This window comes from Micromonospora alfalfae, assembly GCF_022230925.1.
Taxonomy (GTDB): Bacteria; Actinomycetota; Actinomycetes; order Mycobacteriales; family Micromonosporaceae; genus Micromonospora; species Micromonospora alfalfae.
This window is the reverse complement of the sequence record NZ_JAKKFH010000004.1, coordinates 37,223-61,497: the sequence shown is the minus strand read 5'-3', so window position 1 is coordinate 61,497 and position 24,275 is coordinate 37,223. Positions and strand designations below refer to the sequence as shown.

Here is a 24,275-nt window from a genome sequence, read left to right as displayed (position 1 = left end):
TACCAGCCGCCGGCAGCGGGCAGACTCAACGACGTGGTGACCACACTGGCGATCGATTGCGGCGGCGGAGGCATCAAGGCGTCCGTGCTCGACGAGGCGGGAACGATGCGGGCCCGGCCGTTGCGGGTGCCCACGCCGTACCCGTTGCCGCCGACGTTGTTTGTCCGCACCCTGCTGGAGCTGGGCGGGCGCCTGCCGACGGCGGACCGGCTCACGGTCGGCGTACCCGGGATGATCCGGCACGGAGTGGTGGTTTCCACCCCGCACTACGTGACCCGGAGCGGCCCGCGCAGCCGGGTCGACCCGGACCTGCTCGCCGAGTGGTCCGGCTGGGACGCGCGGGGCGCCCTCGCGGACGCGTTCGGGGTGCCGGCGCTGGTGCTCAACGACGCCGAGGTGCACGGTGCCGGGGTGGTCGCCGGCACCGGCTGCGAGCTGGTGCTGACCCTGGGCACCGGGCTGGGCAGCGCGCTCTACGACGGAGGGGTGCTCGCCCCGCACCTGGAGCTGTCGCACGCGCCGGTGCGGTGGGGCACCACCTACGACACGTACGTCGGCGAGCCGGAACGTCGGCGGCTCGGCGACGCCTTCTGGTCCCGGCGGATCCGGCAGGTGGTGGACGGGCTCCGCCCGGTGTTCCGCTGGGACCGGCTCTACCTGGGTGGGGGCAACTCCCGACTGATCCGGCCCGAGCAACTGGCCCGGATGGGCGACGACGTGGTGGTGGTGCCGAACACCGCCGGAATCGTCGGCGGTGTCCGCGCCTGGGAACTTTCCGCCGGACGCCGGGACGCCCGCACCTGACCGTTCGACGCCCCCTCAGCGGCCTTCGGTGGCTGGAACTGACCCGATCTCGACCCCGGGAACAGTCGCCAAACTTCCGGTGTTGTGCCAGCGTCGGAACAGGTGACGGTGCGACCCGAGGAGGTGGCAGATGGATCTTCTGGCGGACTACCGGCGGGCGACCATGTTCTTCGAAACCGGTGACCCCAGCGGGGCAGCCCGACTGCTGGAGCCGATCATCGACGCCGAACCCGGCAACGCAGCGGTACGGCAACTGCTGGCCCGGGCGTACTTCCAGTCTGCCCAGCTCAACCGGGCCGAGGAGCACCTGCGTGAGCTGGTCGAACGGGACCCGAGCGACCACTACGCGCACCACGTGCTCGGTCGGACCCTCGAACGGCTGAACCGACACACCGACGCGCTGCGGCACCTGCGGATCGCCGCCGCGATGTACGCGGCCAACGACGACTACCGGACCGCGCTGGAGCGGGTGGAGACCCGCCTGGGCGGCAGGCGCTGAACGTGCGGCGTGACACGGCAGGGGCGGTCCTTCGGGGCCGCCCCTTCGTCGTCGGACAACCTTTCGGAGGTGCCTAGGATGGCGGACATGGGACCTGACCTGCCGGGGGCTGCGGCATGAAGCTCAAGCTGGACCTGCACGAGATCTTCAACAAGGGCCAGGACATCGATCGCGCGTTGCGCGGGATCATGGACGAGGCGGTGGCGAAGAAGGCCACCCTCGTCGAGATCATCCCCGGCAAGGGGTCCGGCCAGCTCAAGAAGCGGGTGCTGCGGTTCCTCGACCAGAAGGACGTCAAGCAGCTCTACCACCGCGTGGAGAAGGATTCAAAGAACTTCGGCCGCCTCTTCGTCCACTTCCGCTGGAAGTGACGAGGGCACGCCGTCCGTGCCAGCGGTCGGATACTGGGCTGGTGACGGAGGAGCAGGGTACCGAGCCGACGCGGTGGACGATTCACGGTGAGCGGGTGGTGGATGGCAGCCGGCGAGCGCGGTTGAGCATCGCCGACGTGGAACTGCCGGACGGGGTCCGTTTCGAGCAGTATGTGATCAGGGGGCCCCGGTCGGCCATGGTCGCGGTGCTTGACGAGCAGGAGCGCCTGCTGCTGATGCGGCGGCACCGGTTCGTGTTCGACAGGTGGGTGTGGGAGCTGCCTGGGGGTTACGTCGACGACGGTGAGCAGCCGGCGAGCTGTGCGGTCCGTGAGGTCGAGGAGGAGACCGGGTGGCGTCCGGGTGCGGTGGAGCCGATGCTGTCGTTCCAGCCGTGGGTAGCGACCGCGGACGCGGAGAATCTGTTGTTCCTTGCGCGCGAGGCGACACATATCGGTTCGCCGGTGGACGTCAACGAGGCCGAGCGGGTGGCCTGGATGCCGTTGACGGAAGCGCGGGACCTCGTGTCCCGGGGTGAGATCGTGGGCTCCGGCACGGTGATCGCGGTGTTAGAGCTGGTCGCGCGCAAAGCCCGAGGTGAGCTGTAGTCAGCGGCGTTGACCGAGAGTCACGTCGACACGGTTGATGAAGTGTCGAACGGCTGGCCGGCGGCGGTGCGCTGTGAGTTCCGTTTGCAGGTCGCGTAGGTACCGGACGGCTCGGGCTGACCGCAGTTGAGAGGTCAACGTGAGCGCTTGTGCCCCGATGGCGCTGGCGCGATCGGGTTCGCCGTGGTGGGCGTGGATGGAGGCGAGGAGAGTGAGGTTGAAGGCCTTGCCGCGTATGTAGCGTTCGTCCATGTGCAGTGAGCGGACGGTGAAGCGTTCGGCCTGCTGGTGGTGGCCGAGAGCATGGAAACAGTGGCCGAACTTGGCTGACAGGTATGCCTCGTCGAAGTAGCCGAGCCATTGCGGGTCGCTGCTGCGGTCGGCCCGGTCGAGGGTCTGTTCTGCCTGGTGCAGTGCGCTGGTGCAGGCGCGTTCGTTGCGCGCGGCGGCGTGGGCATGAGCTTCCATGACCAGCGCCTCGGCGGTCAGCACCGCGAGGCCGGCGCGTCGTGCCGTCTGCCGGGCGGCGCGGGCGAGATCGACGCCGGTGGCATTGTGGCCGAGATAGGTGGCTTGGTGGCTCATCGCGGCGAGGATTTCGGCGCCGAGCCCAGCATCGTCGGCAGCTCGGGCGAGGTCGAGGGCGTGGGTGAGGTAGCGCTGGGCGAGGCCGTGTTCGGCCGTGTCGTATGCCTGCCAACCAGCGAGCTGCGTTAGCTCGGCGACGGCGGCGAGCAGCTTTCGGCCGGTCGCCGGATCGTAGCGACCCTCGGTCAGCAGGGGCGTGACCTCGTGGTTGAGGTAGCGGGCGAGGTTTTTGCGGGCGTGGCCGCCACCGTGCTGGTTGTCGAGTCGCCGGTAGGTGGAGGTCATCTCGCGGATGGTGTCGATGTCGGGTTGACCGACTGACCGGTGACCTTTCTGCGTGACGGGTTGTGTGGTGGGGGCGGTGAACCAGCGCAACGCGGGCAGGGTGTAGCCAGCGGAGCTGAACACTGTCTGACGGAGCATGTCTCGACGGTTCACGTCGCCTTCCCACAGTTGCGTGGCGGCGCGGACGTCCTCGCGCCAGGATCGGTCGTTTGGCACATCCCCTCGAGGGCTGCCGAGGGTCGGGCGACGTGCTTGTTGGCCCGGTGCAAGGCCGAGTGACATTCGGGTCTCGTCGGGCATGCCGCAGCCGTCGGCGATCCGCTCCAGCACGTCGATGGAGGTCACCTTCCGGCCGGCGATCACCCGACTGACGTAGCCCTGTTCCAGGCCGACCACGGCCCCGATACGCGTCTGACTCGCCCCCGTATGCCGGGCAAGCAGCCGGAAGAAAGTGCCGATGTCGCGGACACGCACGGCGGTCCTGACGTCCTCCCGGGCCCAGAAGCCGTCGGGAATCCGAAGATGGTCGAGTAGCACACCGCTCCCACCGTCGTCGAGTGACTACGCATCGTGCTCAACCTGGAGCTTAAGTCTGGTGCCCGTGCAGGTCGAGCCCGCTCATGTCACCGTGACATGGCTAGCGGACATGGTCGCGAGACCGCAGCCGGCGGGACCGTCTTGGGCATGTTGTTCGATGTCGAGAACCCGCCGGTCGAGCCGCCTGACGGCTGTCGCCATCGGCTGCTGTGGCGCCTGTGCCGAGCGTTGTGGGAAGACCACCGGCCCGACCGTGCCGGCCACTACCTCATCGTCGGCTGCGTGCACGGAGACCAACTTGTGTCGTGCCGCCTGGCACGCCTCGCCGTAGAAGGGCTGCGAACCGCCAGCGGCAAGCAGGACGTCGCATCACCGCTGTGGCTCTCACTTGCCCGGAGCCGCATCGTCATGGGCGACGTCAATTTCGCGGCGGTCATGGCGGAGGCACGCTGGCACCGTAGCCGTGCAGGCCTGACGAAGTGAAGATGGCTGCTATTCACGGCCTGGAAGCCCTCATCGACCACGCCCAGGCTCAAGTCGACGCTGCCGACGAACTCCTGAACCACCACGACGAGGTCGGACTCGACCTGTGCCGGTGCGGCCGGCCCCACCCTTGTCCAGAGCGACTGCGGTGGCTCCAGAGGCGAGCGCACTTCGTACACCTAATCGGTGGCCTGCAGTGACCACCCACGGCCCGGTGATGCCGATCTGGACCTGCGGAGGCTGCAATGCGGCCTGGCCCTGCCGGACCCGACAGCAAGAATTACGCGCTGAGTACGAGGGCGCAGCCGTTTCGCTGGCGCTCTACATGGGCGCTCAACTGGTCTGTGCCTCGCAGGACCTGACCTGGGTGCCGGCAGGGGTCCTGCACCGTCGCTTTCTCGGTTGGACCCGATGAGCATCCTTCGTGCGGGTGACGAGAAGTTCCACTACAGCGACGGCTCCCACAAGTGGATCCCGCCGGACCCCGACTACGATCAGGACGTCTGGAACGAGCAGATTTGCAGCACAAACATGGTCACCTGCGAAACGAGCGTCCGAAGGTCCGCATCCAGCGGCTGATCTGATGGGAGCAGCGGCGGTCAGAGGCTGGCGATGAGGAGTCCGCACACAGCCAGCGGAAGCACCGCGGACAGGCTGCCCAGCATGGCCGACGAGCGGATCCGGGTACGGGCGACGAGGACCGCGAGCATTGCCAGGCTGACCAGCAGCGCGAGGAACAGCGCGGGCGTAGCCACATAGAGCCCGAAGAGCAGCGCCCGCGACCGTTGCGAATCGCATACCTCGCCGCAGCCAGCCGGGACCGACCCGGAAAGCGTGCTGAGGAACAGGCCGAACGACACGACAACGGCGACGTACCAGCCGACCAGCACCAGGAAGGATGAGCGCGCATCAACGAGATGTGTGCGTGACGGTGCCAGAGTCATGACGGAAGTATCCGCCATTGCGCGAGCTGAATCAGCCCCCGAAGGTATGGGCGCGGGAGCCGTGGCCTGGCCGGGCGGCGGACCAGCACTGCGGCCGGCCAGCATCAACGCCAGTTGATCGTTACGCCTGCCCAGGAGTGACTTGGCTGTGGCACAACACGCGTCAGGCCCCGATCTCAGCGACCATCGTGTCCGCGTCCTCGAACGACTCGACAGTGCGAAACCCTTCAGCGGCGTACAGCCTTGCAGCGAAGTTCGCCCGCTCCACGCTCAGCGACACCGTGCGGATGCCACGCTTTCGTGCGGCCTGCAGAACGGCGCGCAGAAGTGCCCGACCCACACCTCGGCCCCGCCAGGTTTCCACCACGCCGACAGTCAGCTCGGGCACGTCGTCCCTCACGTATCCGTAGCCCGGATCGGCGGAGGTCAGGAATCGGAACCAGGCCGCCCCGACTGGACGATCAGTCGGGTCGACCGCAACCAGGCCGAAGTCGTCTGGCCGCATCCAGCCGGTGACATAGTGGGCCAGCGCAGGGTTCGCCAGGATCTGTTCGTGCGACCAGTTGCGCTCAGGCAGCCAGTTCACGGCCTCCACGAGCATGTCGACCAGGAATTCGGAATCAGCCGAGGTGGCCGCGCGGATGTCGAGGTCAGTCACCGCCGAAGCCTCGCACAGAGATCGAACAGAGCCAAGATCATGCCGTCTCCGGGCCGGCCGGCGGCAACGGAGATGCGTGGGAGCGGGCATGGGAAGCCCGATCGACCTACGAGCAGGAGGCGGCGATTGGTTGGTTCATGGCCGCAGGCGTATCAGACCGCTGTGCCGTCGCGGGCGTCGACGTGATCGTTGACCCGTAGGGTGTCCTGATGTCGACGGTGAACCTGCGGCGATCGGCGCGTGCGGTCGTCCTCGATGAGGACGACCGTGTTCTGCTGCTACGACTCGCCATTCCCGATCCCGCTGGCACGATCGCCGTGTGGATCACTCCCGGGGGTGGCGTCGAAGACGGCGAGACGCCACTGGCCGCCCTGCGGCGAGAGCTGCGCGAAGAGGTCGGCCTTGCTCTCGATGCCGACCCGCCTCAGGTCTGGCGCCAGGAGATAGTCGCCGCCGGGTTCGCACCCGGTCACGATGGCATCGTGAACGCATACTTCCTCGTTCGGACCGCCTCGTTCACGCCGCGCGGTGCGATGAGCGATGAGGAACTCGCCGCCGAGCACGTCATCGGCTGGCGTTGGTGGTCGCTGTCGGAGATCAGCGAACACCGCGGTCCGGAACTGTTCTCGCCCCGAGACCTCGCCACGCCGTTGGCCGCATTGATCGCTGACGGAGCACCAACCCAACCCGTCCCGCTTGGCCTGTAGGCAGAGCGAAGCGGACCGGACGTGGAGACAGACTGGGATGCGGTACGAAGCCGCACACTTCGGGTGCGTAGTGCCCTGACGGACCGATCCGGTTCCCGCCTCTTGCCCGGTCATCGCCCGCCGGCTCCTCTGACCGACCGCGAACTCACCGACGCGGAGCAGCAGTTCGGTGTCACCTTGCCCGACGGATACCGGGAATTCCTGCTGCATGTCGACTCCGGGGGGATCGGGCCGGTAAACCTCCGCCGGTTATCGCGCAGCTCCGGCTGCTGGGCATGGGAGGACGACCAGGAGACGGACCATGGGGCTCTGACGACGCCGTTTCCAGACCAGGACTCGTACGAAGGTCAGTGGGACGAGCTCGAAGCTATGAAGCCGCAGCTCTCAGACGAGGCCGGCTGGGCAGCGTGGAACCGGCGCAGCAACGACCTTGAGCGGGCACAGACCACTGGGGTGGTATATCTCAGCGACAACGGATGCGGCTTCTACACGCTGCTTGTCGTCTCCGGCACCGAACGCGGCAACATCTGGTTCGATCGGCGCGCCACGAGCGACGTGATCGTGCCTCTGCGCCACCAGGACGGCAGGCACGTCACCTTCACAGACTTCTACCTCGACTGGCTAAGCGCTGCGGACCAGACGCTGGCGGCACGTGGAGAACCTTTGCGCAGCTACGACATTGCGGCACCGATCTGGGAAGGACGCTTCGACGACTGAACCGGCCCTCATTGGTGCGGATCGGCGGGCGACGAACTCGGCGTCCAGTAGATCGACTGCTTCCTCGACATTGGTCGCGAAAGTGTCCCCCATGCCGTCATCATCAAATGGTCAGCCGAACGCGGTCAGGGGATCGTGGCGAGGAGGCCGCACGCGACCAGCGGGAGCAGCGCGGCGAGGGTGCCCACCAGGGCCGACGAGCGGAGCTGAGTGCGGGAGATGAGGACCGCGAGCGTCGCCAGGCTGACCAGCAGTGCGAGGAACAGCGCCGGCAGGGCCACGTAGAGCCCGAAGAGCAACGTCCTCGATCGTTCGGAGTCGCACACCTCGCCGCAGCCCGTCAGGACCGACCCGGAGAGCGTGCCGAGGAACATGCCGAATGCCACGACGACGGCCACGTACCAGCCGGCGAGCACCAAGAACGAGGAGCGTGCGTCGATGCGCGGCGGTGACAGGGTCATCGCCGGAGTATCCGCTGTTGCGAGAGGAACCGTCAGCCCGTGAGGGCGTCGGCGCGGGTGCCGTGGCCGGTGGGGCGTCGGGACCAGCACTGTGGGCGCTGTCGGACGGCGAGCTCCAGAGCCTGATGATCGGACTCGATCATTTCCCGAGCTATTCGACGCGCCATTTCCAGGCGGTCGACGTGCATGTCAAGATCCGTCGGGCCGGCGCCTGCCATCTCGAACTCCTTGTCAGCGTTCGAACTAGTCGCATCATGCGTCACGCCGAGAATCGTCACCATTCCCCGATCGGTGGAAAGCTTCCGCCGTACGGTTCGGTGCCGCGTACCCCGGTTGCGCCGATGGTAGCGGTGGCCGCGCCAGATCGCCCGGAACTGCGGATACCTCGTCTTGCCCGCGCTTTGTACATTGCACGGTGCGCGGGTCGGGGGGCGCGACAAGTCCGGTGAGGGATCTTCGTTACGGGAGGACCGCCGTGCAGCATTCGAGCACTACCGATCCCTTGTTCGTCGCCGTCGAATCAGAATCGATCACCCGTGCGGATGTCGCCGGGCTCATCGCGGGGCGGCTGGCCGCCGTACGGGTGCCGGGGTTGCTCTCTCCGGCCCGCTGCCAGGCGATCACCGCGGCGCTCGCGAACGCGCCGATGGACCGCTACGACGAGAGCCGGGTCTTTCCCGTCGTCGCCAAGTTCGGTCCGGCCATCAACGACCACCGGGCCGCCGGTGAACTCCGCGAGGACTACTGGGAAGCCGCCCACACGGCCGAGAAGAACTGGTCGACGCTGGGCCTGTCGGACTCCCCCCGGGACCTGTGCCTGGCCGCGTTCCGAGGTGGCCGAACGTGGCACCCGGGCGGCGGCAGGGTCGGGAGATGCACGTCGGTATCGTCCGCGAGATCAACGCGGGGCTCCAGGTGCACTTCGACGACGCGGTACGGGAGTACGCGGGCCGGCTGCTCGACAGCGAGGTGGTGGCCCAGTTGGCGTTCAACATCTACATCCGGGTGCCACCGGCCGGTGGGGAGACGGTGCTGTGGCGGCGGCGCTGGCAGCCGGACGACGAGCCGTTGCGGGTGCCCGGCGGGTACGGCTTCCAGGAGGCGGTGGCGGCCGACACGCAGTCGCTGACGTTGCGCCCCACGCTCGGGGAGGGCTTTCTGTTTGATCCGCGGCACTATCACACGGTGCGTCCCGCGTCGGATGGCCGACGGATCTCCATAGGATGTTTCGTCGGGCTCACCGACGACGGTCGACTGGCCCTCTGGTCGTAGTGAAGGGCGTTTCCCCATGGTGGACAGAAGCGACGTCGAGGCGGCCGCGGCCCTTGTCGAGGGGCGGGTCCGGGAAACCCCGGTCATCGCCGTCGACGCCGCCGATCTGGGTGTGCCCGGGCAGCTCAGCCTCAAGTTGGAGCTGCACCAGCACACCGGCTCGTTCAAGCCGCGTGGCGCGTTCAACCGGATGCTCCAGGGGTCGTTGCCCTCGGCCGGGGTGATCGCCGCATCGGGTGGCAACCATGGCCTCGCTGTCGCGTACGCGGCCCGGTCGTTGGGCGTGCCGGCGGAGGTCTTCGTGCCGGTCACCGCCTCGCCGGTGAAGGTGCAGCGGTTGGCCGGGTTGGGCGCACAGGTGCGCCAGGTGGGCCAGCACTACGCCGAGGCGTTGGCGGCGAGCACCCAGCGGGCCGGGGAGACCGGCGCGTTGGTGGTGCACGCGTACGACCAGCCGGAGGTGGTGGCCGGTCAGGGCACCGTCGGCCGCGAGCTGGAGCGGCAGGTGGGCGGGATCGACACAGTGCTGGTGGCGGTCGGTGGCGGCGGGTTGGTGTCCGGTATCGCCAGTTGGTTCGGTGGCTCGGTACGTGTCGTGGCGGTCGAGCCGGAGCAGATCCCCACCCTGCACTCGGCGCTCAAGGCGGGGCGGCCGGTCGACATCGAGGTGGGTGGCATCGCCACCGATTCGCTGGGTGCCCGGCGGATCGGCGAGATCGCCTTCGACACCGCCCGCCGGACCGAGGTGGTGTCAGTGCTGGTCCGCGACGAGGACCTGGTGCGGGCGCGCCGGTTGCTCTGGTCGGAGCTGCGGGTCGCGGCCGAGTTGGGTGGTGCCGCTGCGTTGGCCGCGCTGGTCGGCGGCGCGTACGTGCCGCAGCCGGGGGAGCGGGTGGCAGTGATCATCTGTGGTGGCAACACCGACCCGAGCGACCTGGGCCCGGCCGCGCCGCACTGACCGGTCAGTCGCCGTCGCGCAGCCGGCGCAGCGCGTGCTCGACCTGGAGGGTGTCCAGGTGGGTGTCGCCGAGGAGTCGCCGACGGTCGGCCAGCAACCGCTCGTACACCTCGATCGCGGCGTCGACCTGCTCGTCGAGCAGCAGCACCAGGGCCAGGGTGGAGCGGATGGCGAGCACCTCGCTGCGGTCGGCGTGCCGGGGTTCCACGGTGGCCAGTGTGGCCCGCAGCTCGGCCTCCGCCTCGGCGAGCCGGCCCTGCGCCTGCATGCATCGGGCCAGCGTGTGCCGGGCCTGCCAGGCTTCCGGTTGGTTGAGCGGCCACAACCGGTAGCGGACCTCCAGGATGGCGTGCAGCATCTCCTCGGCTTCGGGCGCCCGTTGCTGGGCCAGCACCGCCAGCACTGCCGACACAGTTCTGGTGGACCTGACCTTCACCGACCACGACGGTAATCGTTGCCACCGGATCGGTGCCGGCCAACCCGAACCGGTGGGCTGACCGAATCGACGCCAGATGGCTTTCCGGTCGCGAGGAAAGGTGGTGGTCCGGCGGATGAGTCGCTCCGCCGGACCACCGGGCCGTCCGTCAGATGGGATAGGTGCGGGCGACCGCCAGCATCTCCGAGCTGTGCGATCCGACAACGCCGACGGCCGGCGGTCGGGGGCGGAAGCCGGGCAGTGCGTCCAGCCCGTCACTGGCGTCCATGGCCCGCAACGCCACCTGCCCGGCGATGGGCCGCACTGTCAACGTGACCTCGATGCCCTCGGTGGGCGGGGCGTGGAACACCAGCCCGAAGCCCCACTTGCCCTCGCGGGGCTCCACCGGCACCGGCCGCCCGGCGACCTCGGCCCGCAGCACGGTGGCGGTCGACGTGTCGACGTGCAGGGTGGCGAGCCGGGCGGCCCGCTGCGGGGTGAGCCGCAGTCGCAGCGTGCGTTCTCCATCAGTCGTGGCGTCGGCCACCACGTCCAGCTTCGGGGCCGGCAGGTTCGCCGGCTGCGCCGGCCCGGTCCGCAGTTCACCGTCGCCGAGCCCGGGGAAGTCGTCGCCGACGTCGGCCGTCCCGTCCACGTAGCCGTCCGTCCACGACTGCGGGTCACTCTCGTGGCTGAGCCAGCGGGCCTGGCCGGTGCCGGCGTCCATCGCGTACATCAGGTGCGTCGGGGCGGGATGGGCGGCGTCGAAGCGGTCGACGGCCAGGCCGACCCCGGCGAGCACCACCGCCGCCACCGCGGCGGCGCCGGCCGGCAGCACCGCGAGCCGCCGGGCCCGCAGCGCGAGCAGACCACGCTGGCCGCCGGCCTGCGGGTGCAGCAGGTCGACCACCGGCAGGGCGACCAGGCCGAGCAGCACCGCGACCAGCGCGGCCACCCCACCCATGCCCATCCCGAGCGCGGGGAAGAGCAGCACCACTGTGGGCAGCAGGATGACCACACCGACGGCCGCTGCGGCGGTCACGGCCACCACCGGCCACGGCCCGGTCTGCCGGGTACGCAGCGCGACCAGCCCACCGAGCGCGCCGGCCAGCGCCGGCAGTGTGGTGAGGTACGCCCCACCCGGCACCGCAACGGCGAGCAGCACTCCGAGCAGCGCAAGCCAGGCCAGCCCACCGATCGCGAGCGCGGCCGGGCCGATCCGGCGGCGGGTCAGCGCGTACCAGGCGAACAGGATGGCGGCGGCGAGCGCCACGACGGCCAGGCGGTACCAGATCGGCCGGTACGGGTCGAGCAGTTCCGCGTACCCCGGTCGGATCGCGGTGATCGCCAGCCAGAGCAGTTGGGCGGCGACCGGCGCGACCACGATCGGCACCAGGGCCAGCCCGAAGCCGGCGGCCATCCGGCCGATGCTGGCCCGGCCCTGCCGACGGGTCAGCCAGCCCAGCGCGGCCACCGCCGCCACCGCGAGCAGGGCCAGCGGCAGTGTGAGCGTGCCCGGGTAGCGGACCAGGCCGCCGGGGACCGGGAAGTAGGTCGCGTCGTGCCCGGAGCGCAGCTCGGTCAGGTCGGTGCCACCGAACTCCCGGGCCAGCCCCAACGCGTTGTCCCCGTGCTGCTGGAGGCTGCCCCGGTCCATGGCGGCCGGGGTGTCCAACGGCGTGTGGTAGATCGCGCCCCCGTCGATGTACGCCGAGTTCAGCCCGACGAACTTGTGATCGAGGAAGGCGGTGAAATCGGTGTCGTTCGGCAGCGCGCGGTAGATCTCCACCGCGAACGAGGTGCCGACCGGGTGAGGGGCGGCCCGGCCGAAGATGTCCACCAACTTCGCGTTGTTCCGGGACGTCTCAAACATGATCACCGGCCCGGTGGAGCCCCGCGCCTCCAGGTTGAGCACCACACCGCCGTCGGCGGCCAGCGGGTGGCTGGCGGCGAACGCGGCCGCGCCGCACAGGCACGCCTCCTCGGCGTCGGTGAGCACGAAGACGATGTCGTTGCGCGGCCGAGGGCCGGTGGTCAGCGCGCGGGCCACCTCCAGGATGGTCGACGTGCCGGCGGCGTCGTCGTTGCCGCCCGGCCCGGTCTGTACCGAGTCGTAGTGGGAGACCAGGAAGACCCGACCCGTCGAGTCGGTGCCGGGCAGCCGGGCCACCACGTTGCGGACCCGGGCCACTGTCGCCCCGCCCGCGGCCCCGCTGAGCTGACCGGCCTCCGGTGCCACAGTGTCCTGCACCTCGGTCTCCAGGCCCAGCCCTCGCAACCGCTGCTCCAGGTGCGCGCGGACCTGTTCGTTGGCCGGGCTGCCGGCGACGTGCGACCGGGCGGCGATCACCTGGACGTCCTCGTACGCGCGGCCGGCGCTGAACGCGTCAGCCGGCGCGTCGGCCGACTTCGGGGCCGGGGTGCGCAGGTCGAGCAGACTGCCGGCGGCGACCGCGGCCAGCGCGGCCAACGCCGCCGCGGCGGCCACGAGCCGCCGACGCGGCCGGGTCAGCGCGCGGCTGGCAGGGGGTACGCCCGGAATCGGACGGGTCGGCGTGCCCGTCGTGGCCGGGGTGGTGGGTGCGCCCACGGGGACTCCTCGGGGGGTGGTGGGGCCTGGGGTGGGATCATCCTGCCCGTCGGTGGCTGCGGATGGGATGGCCGGTACGTCCCGTGTCCGTCAGCCGCCCGGTTTGTCCACGGCCGAGCAGTGACGCGCCCCATCCCCGCCCGCGCCGCAGGCATCGTGTTGTGTGCGACCGTTGTCTAATACAGGATCAGCAGGGCACTCGGAAGGAGCCCGACATCACCAGCGAACTCCCGCGTCTCGCGGCGGTGACCCGGCCGCACCGGGGGGCCGGCTTGGCCGGTTCCCCAGTTGTGCCGTACCCGCACGGTGGCCTGGCGCGGCACGCCAACCTGCCGCCGGGTGAGCGGTTGCGGGTGCTGCTGGTGGAAGACGACGAGGGCGACGCCTTCCTGGTGGGTGAGCTGCTCGCCGAGACGAACTCGATGATCGACCTGCTGGTCGCGACCAGCCTCCGGGAGGCGCGGCAGCGGATCAGCGGCGTCGACTGCGTCCTGCTCGACCTGGGCCTGCCCGACGCGCAGGGGCTGGACGGGCTGCGCCAGGTGTTGGACATGTCCAGCGGCGCCGCGGTCTGCGTGCTGACCGGCCGCACGGACGAGCACCTGGGCGTCGTGGCGGTCGCCGAGGGCGCCCAGGACTATCTGGTCAAGGGCCAGGTCGACGGGGTGCTGCTGACCCGGGCGCTGCGCTACGCCGTGGAGCGTAAGCGCGCCGACGAGAACGCCCGCCGGTTGCGCGAGGTCGAGCTGCGCCAGGCCGAGTCGGCCCGACTCGAACGCGGCCTGCTGCCCCAACCGCTGATGACGACCGACCTGGTCGCGGTGCACACCTTCTACCGGCCGGGCCGGCACGCCGCGTTGATCGGCGGAGACTTCTTCGACGTGGTGCAGACCCACCCGGACCGCCTCGACCTGATCGTCGGCGACGTCTGTGGGCACGGGGTGGACGAGGCCGCGCTCGGGGTCGAGCTGCGGGTGGCCTGGCGGGCCCTGGTGCTCGCCCGGGTGCCGGACGACGAGGTGCTGCCCGCCCTGGAGCAGGTGCTGATGAGTGAGCGCCGCCTCCAGGAGATCTTCGCGACGGTGGCCACCGTCAGACTGGACCTGGACGCCAACCGGGCCACCGTCCGACTGGCCGGGCACCCGCCACCGCTGCTGCTCTCCGGCGGCCGGGTCGCCCCGGTGCCCGCGCCCGGCGGCCTGCTGCTGGGCGTACGACCTCGCCGGCCGATTGCCTACGACCTGGAGTTCGACACCGATGACTGGTCCCTGTTGATGTACACCGACGGCCTGATCGAGGGGCGGGTGGGCGCCGGCAACGAACGGCTCGACGTGCCGGGCCTCAGTGGCTTGCTGGGCGAGCCGGCCAACCATTCGGTGTCCCTGCCCGAGCTGCCGGCGTGGCTCGTCGGTCGGGCCGAGCGGCTCAACGGTGGCCCGCTCGCCGACGACGTGGCCATGCTGTTGGTCAGCCGGGGCGGTGGCCGGTGAAGCCGGTGGTCGGCGGCTGGAGTCTGCGCCGCCGGGTGATCACCCTGCTCGCCGTCGTGGGTTTCCTGTTGGTCGGGCTGGCCGGCGCGGAGGCGGCGATGGCCGCCCGCAACCGCACCCAGATCGACGCGGTCCTGAACGAGACCGGCCCGTTGCGGGTGCAGTCCCAGGAACTGCTCAACGCGCTGCTTGACCAGGAGACGGCGATCCGCGGGTACGCGGTCAGCGGCGACCGGGACGACCTGAACCCCTACCGGGAAGGGCTCGCCCAGGAGCAGAGCGTCGTCGCCTCGATGCGGACGCTGCTCGACGACTATCCGGAGATCAGCCAGGAGCTGCGGACCGTCGAGGAGCGTGTCACGCAGTGGCGACAGTCGGTTGCGGAGCCGGTGATCACCACCACCGAGCAGAGCGGCACGAACGCCGGCCAGGCGTTGGTCACCGAAGCGGCCCGGCAACAGTTCGACGAGGTGCGCTTGGCGGTGAACGACCTCCAGGAGGAGGTCCTGGCCGCCCGGGAGCAGACCGCCACCAACGTCCGTACCAGCAGCAACATCCTGGTTGTTCTCCTGATCGTCGCCGCGCTGGTGGTGGTCGTCGCCGGGGCGGTGCTGCTGCTCTCGCTGGATCGGATGGTGGTCCGGCCGCTGACCGGCCTCGCCACCCAGGTCCGCGAGGTCGCCGAGGGCGACTACCAGCACCGCATTGCCCCCCTCGGTCCGCCGGAGTTCATCCGGCTCGGTGAGGACGTGGACGCGATGCGGCAGAAGATCGCCGCCGACCTGGCCGAGGTCCGGGCCGCCCGCGAGCGCATCGAGTGGGTCAACAGTCAGCTCCAGAAGCAGGCCGAGGAGCTGACCCGGTCCAACCGGGACCTGGAGCAGTTCGCGTACGTGGCCTCGCACGACCTGCAGGAGCCGCTGCGTAAGGTCGCCAGCTTCTGCCAGCTGCTCCAGCGCCGTTACGCCGGGCAGCTCGACGAGCGGGCCGACCAGTACATCGCCTTCGCTGTGGACGGCGCGCAACGGATGCAGCGCCTGATCAACGACCTGCTGGCGTTCTCCCGGATCGGGCGGCTCACCACCGGCTTCGTCGAGGTCGACCTCAACAAGGTGATGGGCGACGTGGCCGGCCAGACCGAGGCCGCCCGGCAGTACGCGGACGCCGAGTTGACCTGGACCGATCTGCCGGTGATCTCGGGTGAGGAACCGTTGCTCACCAACCTGCTGGCCAACCTGGTCAGCAACTCGATCAAGTTCCGCCGCCCGGACGTGCCGTCGAAGGTGCACGTCTCGGCCCGCTTGGTGGGTGCCGAGTGGGAGATCACCTGCCAGGACAACGGCATCGGGATCGAGCCGGAGTTCGCCGACAAGATCTTTGTGATCTTCCAGCGGCTGCACTCGAAGGACGCGTACCCGGGCACCGGCATCGGGTTGGCGATCGTCAAGAAGATCGTCGAGTACCACGGCGGCCGCGTCTGGGTGGACACCGACGTGCCGGAGGGCACCGCGATCCGGTTCACCCTGCCGGCACTTCCCGAGGACGTCGCGGCGGCGGAAGCCGCCGATTCCGCCGGGGAGCCGAACGCCCTGACAGCGGGCGACGCGACGCCCTCGACCGAGGCTCCGGCAGCGATGACGGAGCAGGCCGACGGGCCGGACCAGCCGGACCGGGCCGACGAGACGCTGGAAAGCGGTAGAACGGGTGACATGAGGGAGACGGTGGGATGACCGCGCCGGCGGATGGCAAGAGCCCGATCGAGGTCCTGCTCGTCGAGGACGACCCGGGTGACGTGCTGATGACCCAGGAAGCGTTCGAGGAACACAAGCTGCGTAACCGGCTGACCGTCGTCTCCGACGGGGCCGAGGCGCTCGCCTACCTGCGCCGGGAAGGCCAGTACGCCGACGCGGTGGCGCCCGACCTGATCCTGCTCGACCTCAACCTGCCCCGGCGCGACGGCCGGGAGGTGCTGGAAGAGATCAAGAAAGACCAGGAGCTGCGCCGGATCCCGGTGGTGGTGCTCACCACCTCGCAGGCCGACGAGGACATTCTGCGCAGCTACCAACTGCACGCCAACGCCTACGTGACCAAGCCTGTGGACTTCGAGCGCTTCATCTCGGTGGTCCGTCAGATCGACGAGTTCTTCGTCAGCGTGGTCAAGCTGCCGCCGCGTGGCTGACACCCTGTTGGACGACGTCGGCGGCCTGCTCTGGGAGGCCGCCGATCAGGTCGTGCTGCCACTGTTCCGCAAGCTCGACGACGATGACGTGTCGGAGAAGGCGCCCGGCGAGGTGGTCACGGTCGCCGACCGCCGGGCCGAGGAGTTGCTCTCGGCGGGGCTGCGTCGGCTGCGGCCGGGCTCGAAGGTGGTCGGCGAGGAGGGTGTCGCCGACGATCCGGGGTTGCTGCGGCACCTACGTGACAGCGGGGACGTCTGGCTGGTCGACCCGGTCGACGGAACCGCCAACTTCGCCGCCGGTCGCCGGCCGTTCGCCCTGATGGTGTCGCTCCTGACCGACGGGCAGCCGACCGCCGGCTGGATCCTGGACCCGCTCGCCGGCACTCTCGCCGCCGGCTCGGCGGACGAGGGCACACTGCTCAACGGTCGACCGGTGGACGGCGCCGGCTCGGTGCCGCCGCTCGGCGAGCTGCGCGGCGCGGCGATGACCCGGTTCCTGCCGCCGGAGGCCCGCGACCGGGTCCGCGCCGGCGGGCGGCGGCTCGGTGAGCTGCTGCCCGGCCTGCACTGCGCCGGTCGGGAGTACCTGGACATCCTCACCGGCGAGCAGCAGTTCGCCCTCTTCTGGCGCACCCTGCCCTGGGACCACGCCCCGGGCACCGTGCTGGTCCGTGCCGCCGGGGGTGTCGCCCGCCGATTCGACGGCGTCGACTACCACCCCGCCGACGACGGCCGGGGTCTGCTCGTCGCGGCCAACGAGCAGGTGTGGGCCGAGGTGCGCGACGCGCTTCTGAGCACCTGATCCGCGCGCTGCGCGACCGTGTTGGGACGCTCCGTCGACATCGAGGCGGCCAGCGGGTCAGCGGGCTGGTCACCGGCCCGTGATCCGGTATCGTGACCGGCGGTCTCCGCCAGCAGGCCGCCGACCGGCGCCGCCGTGCAGTGTTCATCGGGGGCCGGCGGTCGACGGAAGGACGCTTTCGTGCCCAGGACCAGGCTCAGCCCGCGGCTCGGTCGCGGCGCTCTGTTCGCAGTGCTCGCCGCCGTCGCGTTGGTGCTCGGCGGTGCCGCCGTGCCCGCGTACGCGGAGCCTGGCGAGGGCGGCAGCAAGAAGTTGCAGGACGCGCTGGAGTTGACCGCCAAGGGTCACATCGAGGCCAAGGCCAAGCTGGACAACTCCAAGCGTCGCCAGACGGCGCTGACCGGCGAGCTGGCCACGCTCGAGGGTCGGCTGGTCGGGCTCAGCAGCCAGGTGGGCGAGGTGGCCGCCCAGTCGTATCGGGTGGGTCGACTGAGCGCTGTCTCGATGCTGCTCAACACGGCCACACCGGAGGCGTTCCTGCAACGCGCGGGCGACCTCGACCTGATGGCCCAGCGGGACAGCAAGCGGCTGCGTGACCTCACCGACGCCCGGCAGCAGGCGCAGCAGGCCAAGGTCGCCATCGACGCCGAGGTCCGCGAGCAGCAGAAGCAACTCGCCGTGATGGCGAAGAAGAAGAAGGAAGCCGAGGAGGCGCTCGCCGAGGTCAGCTCCGGCGGCAGCAACGGTTTCAGCGGTGGCAGCTCCACCTCGGCGAAGCCGGCGCCGCGTAACTCCGACGGGTCCTGGCCGTCGGAGTCCTGCTCGGTGAAGGACCCGACCACCTCCGGGTGCATCACCCCGCGGACCCTCAACGCGCTCAAGCAGACCCAGGCGGCCGGCTACAAGCGGCACGTCTCCTGCAAGCGCAGTGGTGGCAGCGGCGAGCATCCGAAGGGCCGGGCCTGCGACTTCTCGGCCGCCACGAACGGCTTCGAGGACAAGAACGCGACCGGCGGCGACAAGGCGTACGGGGACAGCCTGGCCGCCTGGCACGTGCGCAACGCCGACCGGCTCGGCGTGCTCTACGTGATCTGGTACCGGCAGATCTGGCATCCCGGCACCGGTTGGCGTTCGTACAGTGGAAGCGGCTCTCCGGCGGCCTCCCACACGAACCATGTTCATCTCTCTATGTACTGACCCGAAGCACCAGCTTCGCTGCGTACCATCGCGACGATGAGCTCCCCACCGTCCGACGTAGCGGCCCTGCCGGCGCCCCCGGCTCCGCCCGTGCCGGTCACCGGCCGGGCGCTGCCCAACGGCCTGGCCGCATTCCTGGTGTTCTTCTCCAGCGGTGCCGTGCTGGTGCTGGAGACAGTCGCGCTGCGCCTGGTCGGCCCGTACGTAGGGGTGACCCTTCAGGTGACCAGCTCGGTGATCGGCATCGCGCTGGCCGCGATCGCGTACGGCGCGTGGTCCGGCGGTTGGCTGGCCGACCGGCGTAACCCGCGAGGCCTGCTGGCGCCGGCGCTGGTGCTGGCCGGCATCGCCACCGCCGTCACCCTGCCCGTCGTCCGGTACGCCGGTGAGGTGCTGCGCGGTGGTGCGGCCAGCGGCATCCTGCTGCTTGTCGCGTTGGCGGTGTTCGTGCCGGCCGCGCTGCTGGCAGCTGTCACCCCGCTGGTGGTGAAACTCCAGCTCGCCGACCTGCGCCGCACCGGCCAGGTGGTCGGTCGACTCTCCGGGATCGGCACCCTGGGCGGCATCACCGCAACCCTGCTGACCGGGTTCGTGCTGGTCGCCGCGCTGCGCAGCACCGTCATCCTGCTGGCCCTGGCGCTCGCGCTCGGGCTGGTCGGCATCGGCCTCGGCTGGTACCTGCGCCGGCAGGAGCCCACCGAGCTGCCCGGTCCGGCCCGGGCCCGAGCCGCGCTGGCCGTACTCGGCCTGGCCGGGGCGGGGCTGACCACCGTGGCGCCCAACCCGTGCGACATCGAGACGGCGTACCACTGCGCCCGGGTCACCACGGACCCCGCCCGGCCCAGCGGGCGGACGCTGCTGCTCAACTCCGCCCAGCACTCGTACGTGGACCTCAACGACCCGAAACACCTGGAGTACGCGTACACGAAGTGGATCGGCGCGGTCGGCGACGTCGCCGCGCCGGCCGGTCAGCGCCTGGACGCGTTACACCTGGGCGGCGGTGGCTTCACAGTGCCGCGCTACCTGACCGCGACCCGACCGGGCACCGACAACCTGGTGTTCGAGATCGACGGCGGGCTGGTCGAGCTGGGTGAGCAGGAACTGGGCGTACGGCCGGGGCCGGACCTGCGGGCGGTGGTGGGTGACGCCCGGATGCTCGTTGCCGGCGAGCCGACCGACAGCCGTGACCTGGTGGTCGGGGACGCGTTCGGGCACCTGGTGGTGCCCTGGCACCTGGCCACCCGGGAGATGGCCGCCGACGTCCGGCGGGTGACCCGCCCCGGCGGCGTGTACGTGCAGAACGTCATCGACTACCCGCCGCTGCGGTTCATCCGCGCCGAGTTGGCCACTGTGGCAGCCGAGTTCGGGCACGTCGCGTTGATCGCGCCGCCGGAAGCGCTCGCCCAGGAGCAGGGCTCCAACTTCCTCATCGTCGGCTCCGACGCGCCGTTGCCGCTGGAAGCTGTCCGGGCCCGGCTGGCCGAGGTGGATCCGAAGGTCAGCCTGCTGTCCGGTGCGGCGCTGACGGACTTCGTCGACGGGGCGATGGTGTTGACCGACGACTACGCCCCGGTGGATCAACTGCTGGCCACCGCCTGATCGGGTGACAATCCTGACCGAATCCGATACTCCAGGTGTAGGCGGGCCGTTCCTGGGCAACATCGCTCACCATGGGTGGTGGGGACCGGAACGGCGCGCAGTTGCTCGATGAGCGGTACCGGCTGATCGAACAACTCGGCGCGGGCGGCATGTCGGTGGTCTGGCGTGGCTACGACGAGGTGCTCGGTCGTCAGGTCGCGGTGAAGGTGTTGGCCTCCCGGCTGGCCAGCGACCGGGCCTTCCGCCACCGCATCCGGATCGAGGCGCAGGCCGCAGCGCGGCTCTGCCACCCCAACATCACCAACGTGTACGACTACGGCGAGTCCGAGCAGGTCGGTCTGACGGTGCCGTACGTGGTGATGGAGCTGGTCGACGGCGCTTCGCTGGCCAGCCGGTTGGGTCGGGAGAGCCAACTGCCGTGGCGGGAGGCGGTGACCATCGGCGCCGAGGTGAGCTCCGCGCTGGCCACCGCGCACGCCCGTGGGGTGGTGCACCGCGACGTCACCCCGGGCAACGTCATGCTCACCTCAACCGGGGTCAAGGTGGTCGACTTCGGCATCTCCGCGCTCGTCGGGGAGAGCGAGAAGGGCCCGGACGGCACGCTGTTGGGCACTCCCGCGTACCTCGCCCCGGAGCGGCTGGACAACGGCCAGGTCTCCCCGGCCACCGACGTGTACGCCGTTGGACTGCTGCTCTACCGGATGCTCACCGGTCGACTGCCGTGGCTAGCCAGCACGACCACCCAGATGCTGCGCGCCCACATGTACAACGACCCGGAGCCGATGCCCACCGTCGCGGGGCTGCCCGACGGGGTGGCCGACCTGGTCGGACGTTGCCTGGCCAAGCGGCCCGCCGACCGACCGGCCACCGCCGAGCTGACCCGGACGCTCGCCGAGGCGGCCGGCATGCTCGCGGCGGTGCCGGTGTCCCCGGCCGCCGGGCCGCTGGACGCGACCATGCTCGGCAGTGCGCGTACCACGATCCTGCCCTGGTCGGCGGCGACCGACGCGTTGCCGTTGTCGCGGACCCGCAACCGGGACCGTCGGACGCAGCAGCGGGTGACCCGGCGTCGACGGGTGGAGGCCGGAGTGGCCGCCGTCGGGCTGATCGCGGTCACCGGGGCGATGTGGGGGTTCACCTCGCGCAGCCCGGCCAGCGGAGGGGACCGGCCGACGACCGAGGCGCGGATGGGTCTGCCGGCGGCGGTGCCCTGCGAGGTGGCGTACGCGTTGCGCTCCGACTCCGGCACCGAGTTCTCCGCCGAGCTGACGTTGACCAACACCGGTGGCCGTGAGCTGCGGGACTGGGCGATGAGCTTCACCTTCCCGGGGCAGCAGAAGGTGACGAAGGCGGAGCCCGCGCCGGTGCACCAGCAGGGGAGCACGGTGCTGATCCGACCGGCGGCCCAGCGCACCACGCTGGCCGCTGGCGCGGCCGAGAAGGTGACCCTCACGGGTAGGTACAGCGGGGCGAACCCGTTGCCTGTGGAGTTCCGGCTCGGCGAGGCGACCTGCGGGGTTCGGGTTTCCGGCGTCGCCGGCAGCGCGCCGTCCACGGCCCCGCCGAGCAAGGCCGCCACGCCGAAGGCTCCGCCCAAGGCAGCGAAGGTGCGCAGCGGCTCCGGTTCGGGCGGCGGCGCGTCGAAGGCCAAGCCGCCGAAGCCGGCGAAGGCCCCGGCGAAGCCCGCGAAGGCTGCCGGTGGTGGTCCGGGAAAAGTGTGAAGGTGACCAAGGGGCCGGGTGGTCACCGGAAGTGAGCAGGCCACACCGTTTCGCCATGCTTCGGGGCCGTCGGACCAACTGGTTCGACGGCCCCGGTCGATCTCGCCCTGCGGAGCAGTTCAGCGCAACCCCGCGAATCGCTGGACCTGGTCGATCCCACCTTCGACGATGAGCACCCCGTTCTGGGGAAGCGTGGTGTCGTCGGAGGTGTACCGGAAGCGTTCGCCCGGCAGCTTGGCACCGACCACGCGTACCCCGAAGCGCTCCTCCGGTTTCAGGTCGAGCAGTGTGCGCCCGACCAGGGACTCCGGCACCCGGACGGTGGCGATGGCGAAGTCGTCGTCGAACTCGATGAAGTCGAGCAACCGGCTGACGATCAGGTGCGCGACCCGGTCCCCGGTCTCCGCCTCCGGGAAGATCACGTGGTGCGCGCCCACCGACGCCAGGATCTTGGCGTGCTTCTGCGAGGTGGCCCGCGCCCAGATCTGGGGCACACCCAGCTCGACCAGCGCCAACACGGTGAGCACACTCGCTTCCACCGAGGCCCCGATGGCCACCACCGCCCGCCCGAAACTGGTGATGCCCAGCTGCCGCAGCGCCCCCTCCTCGGTCGCGTCGGCCTGAACCACCCGGTCGAGCTGCGCCGACCAGCGCTGCACCTTCGCCGGGTTGCGGTCGATGGCCAACACCTCGCGGTTCATCCGGGTCAGCGACCCGGCCAGGTGGCAACCGAATCGACCCAGCCCGATCACCACGACGCCGCCGCTGTCCGCTCGTCTAGCCGACACCTCGGCCCTCCCTGCTCCCAAGGGCGTGGTCCCGGCGTGCGGGCCGGCCGACACTTCTGAAACACGCCCTAGCCGACAATGGGTTGCTCCTGGGGATAGCGGTAGAGGCGGCGTCGGGTGTTCAGGGCGATCGCCGACCCCAGGGTGAGCGGCCCGACGCGGCCGATGAACATCAGCACGGTCAGCACCAGTTGGCCGCCGGCCGGCAGTTCGGTGGCCAGACCGATGGTCAGACCTGTGGTGCTGAACGCCGAGGTGATCTCGAACAGGGCCGCGACGAAGCGGACGCCCTCGGTGAGCAGCAGCAACAGCATGGTCCCGGCGGTCACCAACGCGACGCTGAGCAGCGCCACGGTGACCGCCTGCCGCTGGCTCGCGGTGGCCACCCGCCGGTGCCCGATCGTCACGTCGGGCTCGCCCCGCAACTCCGCCCAGATGGTGAACGCCAGGAGGAAGAACGTGGAGACCTTGATGCCACCGGCCGTGCTGGCACTGCCGCCGCCGATGAACATCAGCACGATCAGCAGGGGATAGCTCTCCTCCTGCAGGTCGGCGATGTTCAGGACGCTGTAGCCGCCGGTGCGGCTCAGCGCGATCTGGGTGAACGACGCGAGGATCTTCCCGGGTACGTCGTACTGGCCGATGGTGCTCGCGTTGGTCCACTCGGCGGCGAGCAGGCCGGCGAAGCCGACCAGCAGCAGCGCCGCGCTGCCCCAGATGGTCAACTTCGTCGCCACCGCCCAGTGCGCCGGCTGCCGCCACTCGCGGACCGCCTCGAAGAGCGCGGGAAAACCGAGACCGCCGATGATCGCGCCGATCGCCAGGGGCAGCGACACCCACGGGTCACGGCTGAAGGCCAGCAGCCCGTCGGTGTAGAGCGCGAAGCCGCCGTTGTTGAACCCCTGCACGGCGTGGAAGGCGCCCGACCAGAGGGCCCGCCCGAACGGATAGTCGTAGGCCAGCCAGAGCCGACCGGCGATCAGCACTGTCATCACCGCCTCGCAGGCGAAGACGGTCAACGCGATCCGGCGGAGCAACCGGCCCACCTCACCGATGCCGAACTCGGCCGTCTCGGCCTGCACCAGCAACCGGTTGCGCAGTCCGAGCTGGCTGGAGACCACCAGGATGACCAACGCCGCGACAGTGAGGATGCCGAGACCGCCGAGCTGGGTGAGCAGGGTGATCACCACCAGTCCCGCGCCGGACCAGTAGTTCGGCGTGTCGGTGATGGCCATGCCGGTGACCGACACGGCCGAGGTGGCGGTGAAGAGCGCTGTGACCACGGGTGGGCGTTCGTGTTCCACTGTCGCCCAGCGCGCCATGAGCAACAGGGTGCCGAGCAGTATCGGGACCAGGAACGCGAACGGCACCAGTCGCACGGGATTGCGGAAGAACTGGCGCACCAGACAATCTTCCTGTCCGCCAGCGGCCCTGGAGTGGGAACGGACATTCCGGAGATTCATCTGCCAGCCCGAATCGCCTGTCGTGGGTGCGAGATCGCGCTCGATCCAGGATGTAGTGGCGTGGCGGTGCTCCGAGGCCACTAATTCCAGGTTCGAGCACGATCTTGAGGGGAGGAGATGTTCGCCAGCGTCTGGGGGC

General features: G+C 70.2%; 26 protein-coding genes. 17 read left to right on the top strand and 9 right to left on the bottom strand.

Annotation, left to right across the window (positions count from 1 at the left end; all coding sequences use genetic code 11):
• The first annotated feature begins 33 nt into the window (after window positions 1-33).
• The 4 genes from MED01_RS02475 to MED01_RS02460 all read left to right on the top strand — a co-directional run bounded on the left by MED01_RS02475 (window position 34) and on the right by MED01_RS02460 (window position 2,282).
• Window positions 34-804, top strand: a complete 771-nt coding sequence (locus MED01_RS02475) for an ROK family protein (RefSeq protein WP_238666916.1) — start codon at window positions 34-36, stop codon at window positions 802-804.
• 130 nt (window positions 805-934) lie between these two features.
• Complete coding sequence (locus tag MED01_RS02470; RefSeq protein WP_112584722.1) at window positions 935-1,303, top strand: tetratricopeptide repeat protein; 369 nt, start codon at window positions 935-937, stop codon at window positions 1,301-1,303.
• Between the two features lie 116 nt (window positions 1,304-1,419).
• Complete coding sequence (locus MED01_RS02465; RefSeq protein WP_007465523.1) at window positions 1,420-1,674, top strand: Smr/MutS family protein; 255 nt, start codon at window positions 1,420-1,422, stop codon at window positions 1,672-1,674.
• Between the two features lie 41 nt (window positions 1,675-1,715).
• Entirely contained in the window at window positions 1,716-2,282 is a 567-nt protein-coding gene (locus MED01_RS02460) for an NUDIX hydrolase (RefSeq protein ID WP_238666915.1), read from the top strand.
• On the opposite strand, the gene MED01_RS02455 is transcribed toward MED01_RS02460, so the two are convergent.
• Complete coding sequence (locus MED01_RS02455; protein ID WP_238666914.1) at window positions 2,283-3,692, bottom strand: helix-turn-helix domain-containing protein; 1,410 nt, start codon at window positions 3,690-3,692, stop codon at window positions 2,283-2,285.
• 147 nt (window positions 3,693-3,839) lie between these two features.
• Between MED01_RS02455 and MED01_RS02450 the strand changes: the two genes are divergently transcribed.
• Together MED01_RS02450 and MED01_RS02445 are read left to right on the top strand one after the other, a co-directional pair.
• The gene (locus tag MED01_RS02450; protein ID WP_238666913.1) at window positions 3,840-4,175 is read left to right on the top strand and encodes a hypothetical protein; all 336 of its coding nucleotides are present in this window, start codon (window positions 3,840-3,842) and stop codon (window positions 4,173-4,175) included.
• A 411-nt stretch (window positions 4,176-4,586) separates the two neighbouring features.
• Window positions 4,587-4,754 (top strand): hypothetical protein, encoded by a 168-nt coding sequence (locus tag MED01_RS02445; protein WP_238666912.1) that lies wholly within the window; start codon window positions 4,587-4,589, stop codon window positions 4,752-4,754.
• A gap of 20 nt (window positions 4,755-4,774) precedes the next feature.
• On the opposite strand, the gene MED01_RS02440 is transcribed toward MED01_RS02445, so the two are convergent.
• Together MED01_RS02440 and MED01_RS02435 are read right to left on the bottom strand one after the other, a co-directional pair.
• On the bottom strand, window positions 4,775-5,119 hold the full coding sequence (locus MED01_RS02440) for a hypothetical protein (RefSeq protein ID WP_238666911.1): 345 nt from the start codon (window positions 5,117-5,119) through the stop codon (window positions 4,775-4,777).
• A 163-nt stretch (window positions 5,120-5,282) separates the two neighbouring features.
• Complete coding sequence (locus MED01_RS02435; protein WP_238666910.1) at window positions 5,283-5,777, bottom strand: GNAT family N-acetyltransferase; 495 nt, start codon at window positions 5,775-5,777, stop codon at window positions 5,283-5,285.
• Window positions 5,778-5,986: 209 nt separating this feature from the next.
• On the opposite strand from MED01_RS02435, the gene MED01_RS02430 reads away from it, so the two are divergent.
• Together MED01_RS02430 and MED01_RS02425 are read left to right on the top strand one after the other, a co-directional pair.
• Entirely contained in the window at window positions 5,987-6,484 is a 498-nt protein-coding gene (locus MED01_RS02430) for an NUDIX hydrolase (protein WP_238666909.1), read from the top strand.
• A gap of 21 nt (window positions 6,485-6,505) precedes the next feature.
• Window positions 6,506-7,201, top strand: coding sequence for an SMI1/KNR4 family protein (locus tag MED01_RS02425; protein WP_238666908.1), 696 nt, complete (start codon window positions 6,506-6,508; stop codon window positions 7,199-7,201).
• A gap of 125 nt (window positions 7,202-7,326) precedes the next feature.
• On the opposite strand, the gene MED01_RS02420 is transcribed toward MED01_RS02425, so the two are convergent.
• Together MED01_RS02420 and MED01_RS02415 are read right to left on the bottom strand one after the other, a co-directional pair.
• Entirely contained in the window at window positions 7,327-7,662 is a 336-nt protein-coding gene (locus MED01_RS02420) for a hypothetical protein (protein ID WP_238666907.1), read from the bottom strand.
• Between the two features lie 32 nt (window positions 7,663-7,694).
• Window positions 7,695-7,943: a hypothetical protein gene (locus tag MED01_RS02415; RefSeq protein ID WP_238666906.1), complete on the bottom strand. Its 249-nt coding sequence runs from the start codon at window positions 7,941-7,943 to the stop codon at window positions 7,695-7,697.
• Between the two features lie 592 nt (window positions 7,944-8,535).
• On the opposite strand from MED01_RS02415, the gene MED01_RS02410 reads away from it, so the two are divergent.
• The gene (locus tag MED01_RS02410; protein ID WP_238666905.1) at window positions 8,536-8,934 is read left to right on the top strand and encodes a 2OG-Fe(II)-dependent halogenase WelO5 family protein; all 399 of its coding nucleotides are present in this window, start codon (window positions 8,536-8,538) and stop codon (window positions 8,932-8,934) included.
• A gap of 16 nt (window positions 8,935-8,950) precedes the next feature.
• Complete coding sequence (locus MED01_RS02405; RefSeq protein WP_238666904.1) at window positions 8,951-9,892, top strand: threonine/serine dehydratase; 942 nt, start codon at window positions 8,951-8,953, stop codon at window positions 9,890-9,892.
• Between the two features lie 4 nt (window positions 9,893-9,896).
• Here the strand turns inward: MED01_RS02405 and MED01_RS02400 are convergent, their stop codons facing one another.
• Together MED01_RS02400 and MED01_RS02395 are read right to left on the bottom strand one after the other, a co-directional pair.
• A complete protein-coding gene (locus MED01_RS02400; protein ID WP_238666903.1) occupies window positions 9,897-10,328 on the bottom strand; it encodes a tetratricopeptide repeat protein in 432 nt (143 codons plus the stop codon).
• Window positions 10,329-10,476: 148 nt separating this feature from the next.
• Window positions 10,477-12,897: a M28 family peptidase gene (locus MED01_RS02395; RefSeq protein WP_372493560.1), complete on the bottom strand. Its 2,421-nt coding sequence runs from the start codon at window positions 12,895-12,897 to the stop codon at window positions 10,477-10,479.
• Between the two features lie 290 nt (window positions 12,898-13,187).
• Between MED01_RS02395 and MED01_RS02390 the strand changes: the two genes are divergently transcribed.
• From MED01_RS02390 to MED01_RS02360, 7 genes are all read left to right on the top strand, one after another.
• On the top strand, window positions 13,188-14,387 hold the full coding sequence (locus tag MED01_RS02390; RefSeq protein WP_238667156.1) for a PP2C family protein-serine/threonine phosphatase: 1,200 nt from the start codon (window positions 13,188-13,190) through the stop codon (window positions 14,385-14,387).
• Window positions 14,384-16,117 (top strand): sensor histidine kinase, encoded by a 1,734-nt coding sequence (locus MED01_RS02385; RefSeq protein ID WP_238666902.1) that lies wholly within the window; start codon window positions 14,384-14,386, stop codon window positions 16,115-16,117. The genes MED01_RS02390 and MED01_RS02385 overlap by 4 nt, the downstream gene beginning before the upstream one ends.
• Window positions 16,114-16,566 (top strand): response regulator, encoded by a 453-nt coding sequence (locus MED01_RS02380; RefSeq protein ID WP_088987503.1) that lies wholly within the window; start codon window positions 16,114-16,116, stop codon window positions 16,564-16,566. Before MED01_RS02385 ends, MED01_RS02380 begins: the two co-directional genes overlap by 4 nt.
• Window positions 16,559-17,368: an inositol monophosphatase family protein gene (locus MED01_RS02375; protein WP_238666901.1), complete on the top strand. Its 810-nt coding sequence runs from the start codon at window positions 16,559-16,561 to the stop codon at window positions 17,366-17,368. The genes MED01_RS02380 and MED01_RS02375 overlap by 8 nt, the downstream gene beginning before the upstream one ends.
• Before the next feature lie 180 nt (window positions 17,369-17,548).
• Window positions 17,549-18,565 carry a coiled-coil domain-containing protein gene (locus MED01_RS02370; protein ID WP_238666900.1) on the top strand — a complete coding sequence of 339 codons (1,017 nt, stop codon included), beginning with the start codon at window positions 17,549-17,551 and terminating at the stop codon, window positions 18,563-18,565.
• 36 nt (window positions 18,566-18,601) lie between these two features.
• Complete coding sequence (locus MED01_RS02365; protein WP_238666899.1) at window positions 18,602-20,164, top strand: fused MFS/spermidine synthase; 1,563 nt, start codon at window positions 18,602-18,604, stop codon at window positions 20,162-20,164.
• 71 nt (window positions 20,165-20,235) lie between these two features.
• Window positions 20,236-21,885, top strand: a complete 1,650-nt coding sequence (locus MED01_RS02360) for a serine/threonine-protein kinase (protein WP_238666898.1) — start codon at window positions 20,236-20,238, stop codon at window positions 21,883-21,885.
• 119 nt (window positions 21,886-22,004) lie between these two features.
• Here MED01_RS02360 and MED01_RS02355 read toward each other — a convergent pair whose 3' ends face one another.
• A complete protein-coding gene (locus MED01_RS02355; protein ID WP_238666897.1) occupies window positions 22,005-22,673 on the bottom strand; it encodes a potassium channel family protein in 669 nt (222 codons plus the stop codon).
• A 68-nt stretch (window positions 22,674-22,741) separates the two neighbouring features.
• Window positions 22,742-24,076 carry a TrkH family potassium uptake protein gene (locus tag MED01_RS02350; RefSeq protein ID WP_238666896.1) on the bottom strand — a complete coding sequence of 445 codons (1,335 nt, stop codon included), beginning with the start codon at window positions 24,074-24,076 and terminating at the stop codon, window positions 22,742-22,744.
• Between the last annotated feature and the right edge of the window lie 199 nt (window positions 24,077-24,275).